Source organism: Luteibacter sp. P4_D7_3, from assembly GCF_056401735.1.
Genome location: NZ_JBFUIT010000101.1, coordinates 1 through 12,262, shown reverse-complemented (window position 1 = coordinate 12,262; position 12,262 = coordinate 1). Strand labels below are relative to the sequence as shown.

At 64.6% G+C, this 12,262-nt stretch carries 12 protein-coding genes; 9 read left to right on the top strand and 3 right to left on the bottom strand.

What is annotated here, in order from left to right; all coding sequences use genetic code 11:
* The 8 genes from AC1DSN_RS11155 to AC1DSN_RS11120 all read left to right on the top strand — a co-directional run.
* A partial coding sequence (locus AC1DSN_RS11155) for an ABC transporter permease (protein ID WP_477330699.1) occupies positions 1-353 on the top strand: 353 nt, incomplete at its 5' end.
* A 21-nt stretch (positions 354-374) separates the two neighbouring features.
* Positions 375-1,679 (top strand): ABC transporter permease, encoded by a 1,305-nt coding sequence (locus AC1DSN_RS11150; RefSeq protein ID WP_477294123.1) that lies wholly within the window; start codon positions 375-377, stop codon positions 1,677-1,679.
* A 1-nt stretch (position 1,680) separates the two neighbouring features.
* On the top strand, positions 1,681-2,901 hold the full coding sequence (locus AC1DSN_RS11145) for an ABC transporter permease (protein ID WP_477330697.1): 1,221 nt from the start codon (positions 1,681-1,683) through the stop codon (positions 2,899-2,901).
* 84 nt (positions 2,902-2,985) lie between these two features.
* Complete coding sequence (locus tag AC1DSN_RS11140; protein WP_213948763.1) at positions 2,986-4,320, top strand: sigma-54-dependent transcriptional regulator; 1,335 nt, start codon at positions 2,986-2,988, stop codon at positions 4,318-4,320.
* An 18-nt stretch (positions 4,321-4,338) separates the two neighbouring features.
* Entirely contained in the window at positions 4,339-5,730 is a 1,392-nt protein-coding gene (locus AC1DSN_RS11135; protein ID WP_477330695.1) for a sensor histidine kinase, read from the top strand.
* Positions 5,731-5,779: 49 nt separating this feature from the next.
* On the top strand, positions 5,780-6,745 hold the full coding sequence (locus AC1DSN_RS11130) for an SPFH domain-containing protein (protein ID WP_477297655.1): 966 nt from the start codon (positions 5,780-5,782) through the stop codon (positions 6,743-6,745).
* Positions 6,746-6,749: 4 nt separating this feature from the next.
* Complete coding sequence (locus AC1DSN_RS11125) at positions 6,750-7,205, top strand: NfeD family protein (RefSeq protein WP_063573195.1); 456 nt, start codon at positions 6,750-6,752, stop codon at positions 7,203-7,205.
* Entirely contained in the window at positions 7,198-8,481 is a 1,284-nt protein-coding gene (locus AC1DSN_RS11120) for a threonine/serine exporter family protein (RefSeq protein WP_231873991.1), read from the top strand. Before AC1DSN_RS11125 ends, AC1DSN_RS11120 begins: the two co-directional genes overlap by 8 nt.
* Before the next feature lie 168 nt (positions 8,482-8,649).
* Here AC1DSN_RS11120 and AC1DSN_RS11115 read toward each other — a convergent pair whose 3' ends face one another.
* From AC1DSN_RS11115 to AC1DSN_RS11105, 3 genes are all read right to left on the bottom strand, one after another.
* Entirely contained in the window at positions 8,650-8,973 is a 324-nt protein-coding gene (locus tag AC1DSN_RS11115; protein WP_063573196.1) for an H-NS histone family protein, read from the bottom strand.
* A 158-nt stretch (positions 8,974-9,131) separates the two neighbouring features.
* A complete protein-coding gene (locus tag AC1DSN_RS11110; RefSeq protein WP_477330692.1) occupies positions 9,132-10,835 on the bottom strand; it encodes a proline--tRNA ligase in 1,704 nt (567 codons plus the stop codon).
* A 63-nt stretch (positions 10,836-10,898) separates the two neighbouring features.
* Positions 10,899-11,309, bottom strand: coding sequence for a DUF4124 domain-containing protein (locus AC1DSN_RS11105; protein WP_063573973.1), 411 nt, complete (start codon positions 11,307-11,309; stop codon positions 10,899-10,901).
* 164 nt (positions 11,310-11,473) lie between these two features.
* Here AC1DSN_RS11105 and pssA point away from each other — a divergent pair, with 164 nt between their 5' ends.
* Positions 11,474-12,259, top strand: a complete 786-nt coding sequence (gene pssA / locus AC1DSN_RS11100; RefSeq protein ID WP_213948766.1) for a CDP-diacylglycerol--serine O-phosphatidyltransferase — start codon at positions 11,474-11,476, stop codon at positions 12,257-12,259.
* Positions 12,260-12,262: the final 3 nt, after the last annotated feature.

Sequence of the window (12,262 nt, the reverse complement as noted above, 5' to 3'; positions counted from 1 at the left end):
GCGTACTCCTGGCGATCACGGCGGCGGGCATCGTCGGTTTGTCGAGCTTCTGGGTCGGTCAGCGTCGCAAGCAGATCGGCGTGCGACGTGCACTCGGCGCGCGTCGCAGCGACATCCTCAGCTACTTCATGACCGAGAACTTCCTGATCGCGCTGGTTGGCGTCATCGTGGGTGTGATTCTCGCGGTCGGCCTGAGCCAGTGGATGTTTACGCACTTCGAGATGAAACGTCTCTCGCTCACGTATGTCGGCATCGGTGTGGTGGCCTTGCTCGCCCTCGGTCAGGCCGCGGTGTTCGCCCCGGCACTGCGTGCATCGCGGGTGTCGCCTGTCGAGGCGACGCGCAGCGTCTGACGATTCATCACGGAGAACGGAATGTTCGGTTACTACATGGAACTCGCGCTCCGCAGCCTCAAGCGGAGCCGGGCACTGACAGCGCTGATGATCCTCGCGATCGCGCTGGGGATCGGCGCGTGCATGACCACGCTCACCGTCTTGCACGTGCTATCCGGTGATCCACTTCCGGGGCGTAGTGCAACGGTTTTTTACCCGCAGCTCGATCCTCGCGACATGACCGACTACGAGCCGGGCACCGATTTGCCGGATCAGATCACCTGGGTCGATGGCATGAACCTCCTGCGCTCCCATCGCGCCGATCGCCAGGCGTTGATGGTGGGCGGGCAGCTGGCGACGCAGACCACCGACGAGCACACGGATCCTTTCTTCACCCAGGCGCGCTATACGACGGCCGACTTCTTTCCGATGTTCGATACGCCGTTCCGTTATGGCCAGGGTTGGAGCTCGGCCGAGGACGATGCGCGTTCGCGCGTGGCGGTCATCAGCAGCGAACTCAACGACAGGCTGTTCAACGGGCAGGACAGCACGGGGCGCACGGTGCGCGCCGATGGTAATGACCTGCGGGTGATCGGCGTGCTCAAGCACTGGCGCCCCGTGCCGCATTTCTTCGACCTGAACATGGGTAACTACAGCGGGTCGGAAGATATCTACGTGCCGCTCGGCACGGCGCGGGATCTTCATCTGGCACGCATGGGTGGTATCTCTTGCTGGGGCAAGGGGTCAGGTGAAGAGAGCAAGATGGAGACGGCCCAGTGCACCTGGCTGCAGTTCTGGGTGCAACTGGACAGCCCGGCCAAGGCGAGCGCGTATCTGGATTTCCTTACGCACTACGCACAGGAACAAAAGGCGGCTGGTCGCTTCGAGCGTCCGGCGAACGTAAGGATGCTCGACCTGATGGGCTGGATGAACGACCAGAAAGTGGTTCCTGGCGATGTGCGCCTGCAGGCCTGGCTGGCGTTGGGGTTCTTCGCTGTCTGTTTAATCAACACCATCGGGCTGATGCTGGCCAAGTTCATGCGACGGTCCGGCGAGCTGAGCGTGCGTCGCGCGTTGGGTGCCTCGCGTGGCAGCGTATTCATGCAGCTGCTGATGGAAGCCGGGATGGTCGGTGTCGTCGGCGGTCTGGCCGGGCTTTTCCTGGCCTGGTTCGGGGTGTGGCTCGTGCGGCTTCAGCCCGCCATGTACGCGCAGCTCGCTCACCTGGACGTGCCTATGCTTTGCCTGACCATCGCGTTGGCCATCGGGGCGACCCTGCTGGCTGGTGTCCTGCCCGCATGGCGTGCCTGCCACGTCGCTCCCGCGCTGCAACTGAAGAGCCAATGACATGTTGACGGACATCTTCCCGATTCTCTCCGCGCTTCGTCGACACAGGCTGACGGCATCGTTAGTGGTGCTGGAGATCGCACTGACCTGCGCGATCGTCTGCAACGCCATTTTTCTGATCAGCGACCGCCTCGGGCAACTGAGTTTGCCGAGCGGCATCGATGAGCAGAACGTTGTTCACATCGCCGTTTCCGACATTGGCAAGTTTGGCGACACCCATGCCCGCACGGAAACCGACCTGGCTGCGCTACGCGAGATTCCCGGTGTCGTGTCGGCCACGATCCTCAACTCGGTGCCTTTCGGGCCCTTGAGCTGGAACTCCGGCATTCGTCTGACGGCCACCCAGAAGGTTTCCACGGTCGACTCGGGGAATCTCTATGGCGAACAGGCGGGTGAAACCCTCGGTACACGCCTGGTCGCCGGACGCTACTTCAATCCGGACGAATACGTATGGCTCGATGATGTCATCGCCCACCGGAGCAAGCAGCCCGGCGTCGTCGTGATCACCGAGGCGCTGGCGCATCGCGTGTTTGGCGATGGGGCGGCGTTGGGCAAGTCGATTTACATCGGCGACGCGACGGAATTGCGCGTGGTGGGCGTGGTGGAGCACTTGGCCAGAGCGGGCATGCATGACCGCAACGGGATCGACTTCTCGACCCTCATACCCTTGCGCGAAACCACGGCGACCAATGGCTCCTTCGTTATCCGTACGCAACCCGGTCAGTCCGGCCAGGTACTCACGCGCGCGGTGGAGAAGCTCAAGCAGATCGAGCCGCGTCGGGTCGTTGTCGAACAGGATACCTACGGCGAGATTCGCGCCAAGCACTTCGCCGGCGATCGCGCGATKGCCGGGATGCTCGTGGGCGTCTGCGTCATCCTGCTGATCGTCACTGCCCTGGGTATCGTTGGCCTGGCCAGCTTCTGGGTGGGTCAGCGACGTCGACAGATCGGCGTGCGGCGTGCCCTGGGCGCGCGCCGGGTGGACGTGCTGCGTTACTTCCAGACCGAGAACTTCCTGCTCGCCAGCATGGGCATCGTGCTCGGCATGGTGCTGGCCTATGGCATCAACCTGGTCCTGATGCGCGAGTACGAGCTGCCGAGGCTACCGTTCGTCTACCTGCCCGTCGGTGCGGCCGTGCTGTGGGCGCTGGGGCAGGTGGCGGTGCTCGCACCGGCACTGCGCGCCGCATCCGTTTCCCCGGTTGTGGCTACGCGTGGCTAGAATGGACCCCACGAAAAAAAGTGCCGGGGGCGTTACAACCCTTTCGGTGGGGGAAGCATCCATGGCTGCATGCAAAGGGTACAGATGCGCTGCGTACTGATCATTGACGACAACCCCGCCGTGGGCGAGGCGCTGTCGCTCGCGCTTTCCCTGCGGGATATCCGCCCGCTCGTGGCGATGACGCCCGAGGATGGTCTCGCCACGCTTGCGACCGAGCGCGTGGACGTGGTCATCCAGGATATGAACTTCACCGCGGACACCACCTCCGGGGAGGAGGGTGTGGCGCTCTTCAAGGCGATCCGCGGCCGCCACACCGACCTGCCGGTGATCCTGCTGACCGCATGGACGCACCTGGACACCGCGGTTGAACTGGTGAAGGCGGGTGCAGCCGACTACCTTGCCAAGCCCTGGGACGACACCAAGCTGCTGGCCACGGTGGAGAACCTGCTCGAGCTTTCCGAATCCACGCGTGAAGTGACCCGCGCCCGGGTCGAGCGTCGCAAGCGGCGTGAAATCCTGGAAGGTCGCTACGACCTGGATGGCCTGGTGTTCGCTTCCGAGGCGATGAGCCGCACCATCGAGCTGGCCTGCCAGGTGGCGCGTTCCGATGTTCCGGTCCTGATTACCGGGCCCAACGGCTCGGGCAAGGAGCGCATTGCCGCCATCGTCCATGCGAACTCCGCTGTCCGTCGCGGCCCGTTTGTCGCGGTCAACTGCGGTGCGCTGCCGGGCGAACTGATCGAGGCCGAGCTCTTCGGCGCCGAAGCCGGCGCCTATACGGGCGCCAACAAGGCGCGAGAAGGCCGCTTCGAGATGGCCGACGGCGGCACGCTGTTCCTCGACGAGATCGGCAACCTGCCGCTCCCTGGCCAGATGAAGCTGCTGCGCGTGCTGGAAACCGGTCAGTTCGAACGGCTGGGTTCGGGTCGCACGCGACAGGCGAAGGTGCGCGTGCTGAGCGCGACGAATGCGGATCTCAAGGCGATGATCGCGGCCGGCACATTCCGAGAAGACCTTTACTACCGCCTCAACGTGATCGACGTGAACCTGCCGGCGCTGGCCGATCGCACGGACGATATCCTGCCGCTGGCCGAGTTCTTCCTCGCCGGTCAGGCCGAGCTCAGCGAAGACGCACGCGAAGCGCTTCTGGCCCATCCCTGGCCGGGCAATGTGCGCGAACTCAAGAATGCGATCGCCCGTGCGGCGCTGCTCGCCAGCGAAGGTCGTATCGAGCCGGGTCACCTGAACCTGCCGCCGGCTGCGCCGAGCGTGAGCCGCAACCTGGACGAGCCGAGTCGCGAGTCGGTCGAGGCTGCACTGGCCTCGGCCGGTGGCGTGGTCAGCCGCGCCGCGACCAACCTTGGCCTCTCGCGACAGGCGCTGTACCGGCGCATGGAGCGCTACGGACTGGCGGTGTGATCTGCTAGCGTCCCTGCCATGAAGACGCTCTCGCTCGAAGGACGGATGACCCTGGTCGTCGCCGGCTCGGCGATCGTCGGTGCCATGGTGTTCGCTGGCGTATCCATCTGGCCGTTTCCGCAGCTGGTGGCCTGGATGCGCGAAGCGCCCGCTAAGCCTGGCAAATTACCCGATGTCGTTCCTGTCGAGTTTTTCGATGGTGGCACGGCCTTGCTGATCTGCCTGCTGGTGCTGGTTCCGCTTTCCGTGTGGGTTGCGCATGCGCTGGTGGAGCCCATACGCCGTCTGATCCGTGCGCTGGAAAGCGCGGTGGCCAGCTACCGTGACGGCGATTTCAGCATGTCGATCGGCACCACGCGACGCGACGAGCTTGGCGACCTGATCCGCATGCACAACGCACTGGGTCAGACCCTGCGCGACCAGCGGCAGCACCTGGCCCAGCGCGAACTGCTGCTGGACACCGTGGTGCAGAACACGCCGGTGGCGCTCGTCCTCACCGATTCGGCGGACAACATCACTTACGCGAACATCGCGGCGCGGCACCTTTTCAACGAGGGACGCTCGCTGGCCGGGCTCGATTTCACCAAGGTTCTCGCGAGCATGCCTGAGAGCCTGCGCGAAGCCGCCGCGAGCGGCGAGGACGCCTTGTTCTCCGTCGAAATGGAAGGCAGCGAGGAGACGTTCCATCTGTCGCAGCGCGGTTTCCGCCTGCAGGGCCGCCCCCATCGTCTGCAGCTGTATCGCCGCATGACACGCGAGCTGTCCCGTCAGGAAGTGCATACGTGGAAGCGTGTGATCAGGGTCATCAGCCATGAGCTGAACAACTCGCTCGCACCCATTTCATCGCTTTCGCACTCGGGCGCCGAGCTTGCCCGGCGTGGCGACCTCGCGCGCCTGCCCGGCGTGTTCGCATCGATCGGCGACCGCGCGAAGCACCTGCACACGTTTATTTCCGGCTACGCGAGCTTCGCCAAGTTGCCCAATCCCCAGGCACGGGCCGTGCCGTGGGGCCCCTTCCTCGACGCGCTCGGCCTGCATGCCTCGTTCCGTCTGGCATCGGCCCCGCCCGAACACCCCGGGTGGTTCGATACCACCCAGGTCGAGCAGGTGTTGATCAACCTGATCAAGAACGCCCACGAGGCGGGCGGCGAATCGAACGAAGTGACGGTCGCGGTCCACGCGGTCGGCCGCGAAATCTTGATCGAGGTGTCCGACCGGGGCCCTGGCATGAGCGAAACCGTGCTGGCGCAGGCCTTGCTGCCGTTTTACTCGACCAAACGCTCGGGAACCGGCCTGGGCCTGGCCCTCGCCCGGGAAATCTCGGAAGCCCACGGCGGCCGCATCGCACTGGCCAACCGCGAGGGCGGTGGGCTACGCGTCACCCTGGTCCTTCCCGCCGGAACGCCCTGACCCGCTTCGCCTATACTCCGGAACATATTCGGATGAGGGAGTGCAAGGGATGGGAAGCGTCGTTGCGTTGGTTGTTGTCATCGTCGTCGTGATCGTGCTGGCCAAGCTGATCCGTATCGTGCCCCAGGGCTACGAGTGGACGGTGGAGCTGTTCGGCAAGTACACGGGCACCCTCTCGCCGGGCCTGCATTTCCTCATTCCGTTCGTCTATGCGATCGGTCGCAAGATGAATATGATGGAGCAGGTGCTCGAAGTCCCTTCGCAGGACGTCATCACCAAGGACAACGCGGTCGTACGTGTCGACGGCGTGGTCTTCTACCAGATCCTCGATGCCGCCAAGGCCGCTTACGAGGTCGCCAACCTCGAAGGTGCGGCGCTGGCGCTGATCATGACCAACATCCGTACGGTGCTTGGCTCGATGGATCTCGACGAGAGCCTCAGCCAGCGTGACGCGATCAATGCCAAGCTGCTCGGCGTGATCGATGAAGCGACCCACCCGTGGGGCGTCAAGGTCACCCGTATCGAGATCAAGGACATCTCGCCGCCGCGCGACCTTGTCGACGCGATGGCACGGCAGATGAAGGCCGAGCGCGAGAAGCGCGCCAACATCCTCGACGCCGAAGGTTATCGCCAGGCGGCCATCCTCAAGGCCGAAGGCGAGAAGCAGTCGGCCATCCTCTCCGCCGAAGGCAAAAAGGAAGCCGCCTTCCGCGAAGCCGAGGCACGCGAGCGCCTTGCCGAGGCCGAGGCGAAAGCCACCACGATGGTCTCCAACGCGATCGCTGGCGGCAGCGTCAACGCGCTCAATTATTTCGTCGCCAACAACTACGTCGACGCGCTGAAGGAAATGGCAAGGTCGCCGAACCAGAAGATGCTCCTGCTGCCGATGGAATCGGCCGGCATTCTCGGCTCGCTCGCCGGTATTGCCGAGCTGGCCAAGGATTCCCTTAACGCCCAGCGCGCTCCGGCCGAGCCCGTCGCCGGCGGCCCCCGCGCGCCGCTGCCGCCGCGTTGATGCCATGACCGAACTGGCCCTGCACTACTTCTGGTGGGTCGCCGCGCTGGTGCTGATCGGCGGCGAAGTCATGCTTCCCGGTTACTTCATGCTGTGGATCGGTATCGCCGCCGCCGTCATGGGCGGGCTGGTCGCCGTGCTCCCCGACATGGGAGCGATCACGCAGGCTGTCGTCTTCGGCGTGCTCGCTTTCGTCTCCTGCTTCGCCTACTGGAAGTTCGTCCGTCCACGCCTGGAGCGGATCGTGCCGGTCGGCAACGAGCGCCTGAATCGTCGTGGCGACCAGCTGATCGGGCAACGCTTTTCGCTGTGCGAGCCCATCGTCAACGGGCGCGGCAAGGCCCGCGTCGGTGATGGCATGTGGCTGGTCGTCGGTCCCGATCTTCCGTTGGGCGCGACGATCGAGGTCGTCGGTATCGACGGCACCACCCTGCGCGTGAAGGCGGTGGACGTTGCCTGAGGCCGTGCCGCTGAGCGTTCCGGTGAGCTTCGCCACCACGGCGATCAACACCCGCATCGCTTTCCTGACCGAACTCGCCCGTCGCCTGCATCAGTACGGAACCACCGCGCCTCGCCTGGAGACGGCGATCGCGCGGTCGGCCCAGCGCCTTGGTCTTTCCGCCGAGGTCTGGTCGAGTCCCACCGCCATCATCGTGTCCTTCGCCGATCTGGGGCAGGGCGACGATGGCGTGGCCCAGGTGACCCAGGTGATGCGCCTGCCACCGGGCGATGTGAACCTGGCACGCCTGTGCGAGGCCGACCGCATTGCGGACTCGGTGATCGACGGCCAGATGGAACTGCGCGAAGGCTTTCATCTACTGCGCAAGCTCGGCGCGCCGGAGACCTTCCTGGCCCAGCTCGGCGTCATCGCGAGCTACGGGCTGTGCGCGGCCAGCGTCGTCGCCCTGTTGTTGCATAGCTCCTGGCCCGACCTGATCACCGCCGGTGTCATCGGCGTGCTGATTGGCCTGATCACGGTCGCCTCGGGCAGTCGGCCGCGTCTGGCGGCCGCCAGCGAAGCGATCAGCGCCATGGTGGCGACGGTCATCGCCACGGTCGTCAGTGCGTATGTCGTGCCACTGGCCTTGAAGTCGGTGATCCTCGGCAGCCTGATCGTCCTGTTGCCGGGCATGGCACTGACGACGGCGGTGCGCGAGATATCCAGCCAGCATCTGGTCGCCGGCGTCGCCCGCATGGGCGGCGCGATAGCGACCCTGCTCAAGCTCACCTTCGGCACCGTGGCGGCCAGCCAGCTCTGCGAAGCCGTGGGTATCATTCCGCGCAGCTATGCCCTGCCACCTTTGCCGGCCTGGGCGGACTGGCCATCGCTGCTCCTGGGTGCCTTCTCGTTCGCTATTCTTTTTCGTGCCGCGAAGCGCGACTGGCTGGTCGTGATGGGTTCGGTGGTACTGGGCTACCTGGCCACGCGATGGGGAGGCAGCATCTCCGGTTCACTGCCGGGCGCGCCCTTCGGTGTATTCGTCGGCGGACTGTTGCTTGGCTCGCTGAGCAACGTGTACGCCCGTTATGCGCAGCAACCCGGGGCGGTCGTACGCGAACCGGGCATCATCCTTCTGGTGCCGGGCTCGGTGAGTTTCCGCAGTGTTTCCTACCTGCTCGACCGCGATGCCTCGCTGAGCATGGACACTGGCCTGCTCGGCGTAACCTTATTGGTTTCCCTCGTCGCCGGCTTGCTGTTCGGCGACCTGATCGTGGCGCCGCGCCGATCGCTTTGAATCCGCCGCAGGGTTTCGAATCCACCGCAGAAATGTGGGAGCCGATTCATCGGCGATCCCGCGGTAGCGGGCCAGGTTCAGGCAAACACCCATCGCCGATGAATCGGCTCCTACAAAAAGCCAAAGCCCCGCATTAAGCGGGGCCCGGTATTCGGTTAATGCGACGACTCAGACCAGCATGTCGGTTTCTTTCGTGCCGGCCTTGAGCGCTTCATTGAACCAGCGCGGGCGCTTGCCGCGGCCTGACCAGGTCTGTTCTTCATTGCCGGGATTACGGTATTTCGCAGCGACCGTGGTGCCGGCGCGCTTGGATTTCGGGGCGCGGGCGCCGAATACGTCGTCGAACGTGAACCCCTCGGCCTTGATCAGCGCATTGATCTTTTCGCGCAGCTTGGTGACCTTCTCCTTACGCAGTTCGGTCTGGCGTACCTGGGCCTTGGAAATCAGCTCATTAAGCTGGTTGTGATTGAGGTTCTTGATATCGACAGCCATTGGAGTCTCCCGTGGAGGATTAACGTTCGCGCCGGGATTTTTAGCTGGTTATGCGACAAAAAGCAAAATGCCGGATGTTTCCATCCGGCATTTGCGTGAATTAGCTGAGTTTTACCTACATCGAATAGCGGCAGATAACCACGCCACTAATCCTTCGATTATAAGGCGCCGAGCAGCGTCAGGAGTTCCTGGCGGGAAACGTTCCGGCTTTCAGCGTCCGTGCGAGCGCGATATTCGAACGTGCCCGCCTCCAGGCCGCGTCCGCTGACGACCACACGGTGCGGGATGCCGATCAGCTCGATGTCGGCGAACATCGAGCCGGGACGCAGGCCCCGATCGTCCAGCACGGTGTCGATGCCGGCCTGCGAAAGTTCTTGGTAGAGCGACTCGGCCGCTTCGGCGACGACGGCGTCGTTCTTCGGATTGATGACGCATACCRCCACGCGCCACGGCGCCATGGCATCGGTCCAGATCATGCCGGCCTCGTCGTTACGTTGTTCGATGGCAGCGGCGACGATGCGGCTGACACCTACGCCGTAGCAGCCCATGTACATGGTGGCCATCTTACCGTTGCTGTCGACCACGCTGGCTCCCATGGCTTCGGCGTACTTCTGGCCGAGCTGGAAGATATGGCCGACCTCGATCCCGCGCGCGAGCCGGATGTGACCCTTGCCGTCCGGGGAGAGGTCGCCGTCGACGACCTTGCGGATGTCGGCCACGCGATTGATACGTGCATCGCGCTGCCAGTTGGCGCCCGTGTAGTGGGTTCCGTCCTGATTGCCGCCGCAGACGAAGTCCGCGAGCACGGCTGCGCTACGGTCGACGATGATCGGAATCGAGTCGGGCAGGCCGACCGGACCGAGGGAGCCGGGGCGGGCGCCGGTGGCAGCGATGATTTCCTCTTCGCTGGCCAGTTCGGAGTCGTCCGGCAGTTCGGGCAGGTGGGCCGCCTTCACTTCGTTGACGTCGTGGTCGCCGCGTACGCACAGCGCAACCAGCCCCTCGCGGCCGCGTACCAGGATGGTCTTGACCACCTGGCTGGCCGGGACGCCGAGGAACGCGGTCACCTCATCGATCGTGCGCTGTTTCGGGGTGTCGATGCGGGTCAGCTCGGCCGAGGGGGCAGGGCGCTCCCCGTTCGGCGCCATGGCTTCGGCCTTCTCGATATTGGCCGCGTACGAGGAGGCATCGGAGAACGCGATGGCATCTTCACCGGAGTCGGCGAGTACCTGGAACTCATGGCTGGCGCTGCCGCCGATCGCACCGGTATCGGCGTCGACCGCGCGGAATTCCAGGCCGAGGCGGGTGAAGATGCGCGAATACGCGTCGTACATCACCTGATAGGYCTCGCCGAGCGATTCCGGGGTGAGGTGGAAGGAGTAGGCATCCTTCATGAGGAACTCGCGCGCGCGCATCACGCCGAAGCGCGGGCGGATCTCGTCGCGGAACTTGGTCTGGATCTGGAAGAAGTTGAGCGGCAGCTGCTTGTAGCTCTTCAGCTCGTTACGCGCGAAGTCGGTAATGACCTCCTCGTGCGTGGGGCCGTAGCAGAACTCCTGCTCTTTTCGATCCTTGATCTTGAGGAGCTGGCCGCCGAACTTCTCCCAACGGCCCGTTTCGTCCCAGAGCTCGCGTGGCTGCACGGAGGGCATGAGCACCTCGATCGCACCGGCGCGGACCATCTCGTCGCGCACCACATGCTCGACCTTGCGCAACACACGCAGACCCAGCGGCGACCAGGTATAGAGGCCGGAGGCCAGCTTGCGGATCATGCCCGCGCGCAGCATCAGCTTATGGCTGGTGACTTCCGCGTCGGCGGGGACTTCCTTGACGGTGGCGAGGTGGAACTGGCTGAGGCGCATGCGGGATGTCTTTCGGGTGAAAGCGGGGATTATAGGCTGGCTACTCGCCCCGCGAACGGCGGATTACTTGCAGTAGAGGACCATTTGCGCCTGGGTCGTCTCGACCTGGCGGGCCCGCCCGGCGTCATCGAGATTGCGTGAACCACCGTTGCCATCGTCCACGGACACCACTTTTTCCTTGCTCAGTGTCTCCGCGTTCTTGCGCAGCTGGTCGCACAGCTTGGCCCGGTTGGCCGGTGTATCGGCGACAGGGCCCGGTGCGGCCGGCTTCGCCGCCGCTGTCGAGGCCGGTGCCGGGTTGCCTGCCGGCGGAATCACGACGCCGCTGGTCTTGATCTTCTCGACCTTCGTGCCGGCGGGTGGCGGGGAGTCGGCATAGTGCGTGACGCCCTGGGCATCCTTCCACTTATAGGCCTGGCCCAACGCCAGAGGACAGACCGCCACGAGAAGGGCGAGGACTAGGTAACGGCGCATGCGGGCCATCCGGCAGGGTGATTAGTGGCGCAAACAACTATCACCGGATCGAAGGACACGCAAGCGACGATGTGGCCTTTTGTGCGGCGGAGCCCACGGCGGCGTCGGACTGACGCTTTACGGCGCCTGGGCTACACTGTTGCCCCACGTCACGGCATTGGCCCATGAGCGATCCGATCCAGGCCCAGGGGCCGCGACATCGCGGCATTTACCTGCTGCCCAACCTGTTCACCACCGGTGCGATGTTCTCGGGGTTCTACGCGATCGTCTCGGCGATCGGTGGGCACTACCAGACGGCCGCGCTGGCGGTTTTCGTTGCGGCGATCCTGGACGGCATGGACGGTCGCGTCGCGCGCATGACCAACACGCAGAGCGAATTCGGCGTGCAGTACGACTCGCTCTCCGACCTCGTCAGCTTCGGCCTGGCGCCTTCGCTGGTCTTGTACACCTGGTCGTTGTCCTCGCTGGCGGCCTTTGGCCCGGTGTGGGGCAAGATCGGCTGGGCCGCGGCCTTTATCTACGCCGTGTGCGCCGCGTTGCGCCTGGCCCGCTTCAATACCCAGGTGGGCGTCGCCGACAAACGGTACTTCCAGGGGCTGGCCAGTCCGGCCGCCGCCGGGCTGTGCATGTCGTTTGTCTGGACGATGGAGAAGTTCGATATTTCCGGGCCGTCGGTGGCGTTCTTCGCCATGCCGCTGGCCGTCATCGCCGGCCTGCTCATGGTCAGCAACGTGCGTTACTACAGCTTCAAGGCCTGGCCGAAGGGCGATCGCGTGCCCTTCATCTGGTTGATCGCGGCGGTGCTGATCGTCGTGTTGCTTCTGATCGATACGGCACGCGTCCTGTTTGCCGTGGCCGTGATCTACACCGTCTCCGGACCGATCCACACGCTATGGGGCCGTGCCACGCATCGTCGTCGCGTTCGCCGCCACGCCAAGGCCCCGGAGTAAACG

Coding starts and splice junctions, on each gene's coding strand:
- AC1DSN_RS11150 (WP_477294123.1), top strand. CDS start 375: ATGTTCGGTTACTACATGGAACTCGCGCTCCGCAGCCTCAAGCGGAGC.
- AC1DSN_RS11140 (WP_213948763.1), top strand. CDS start 2,986: ATGCGCTGCGTACTGATCATTGACGACAACCCCGCCGTGGGCGAGGCG.
- AC1DSN_RS11135 (WP_477330695.1), top strand. CDS start 4,339: ATGAAGACGCTCTCGCTCGAAGGACGGATGACCCTGGTCGTCGCCGGC.
- AC1DSN_RS11130 (WP_477297655.1), top strand. CDS start 5,780: ATGGGAAGCGTCGTTGCGTTGGTTGTTGTCATCGTCGTCGTGATCGTG.
- AC1DSN_RS11125 (WP_063573195.1), top strand. CDS start 6,750: ATGACCGAACTGGCCCTGCACTACTTCTGGTGGGTCGCCGCGCTGGTG.
- AC1DSN_RS11115 (WP_063573196.1), bottom strand. CDS start 8,973: ATGGCTGTCGATATCAAGAACCTCAATCACAACCAGCTTAATGAGCTG.
- AC1DSN_RS11105 (WP_063573973.1), bottom strand. CDS start 11,309: ATGCGCCGTTACCTAGTCCTCGCCCTTCTCGTGGCGGTCTGTCCTCTG.
- pssA (WP_213948766.1), top strand. CDS start 11,474: ATGAGCGATCCGATCCAGGCCCAGGGGCCGCGACATCGCGGCATTTAC.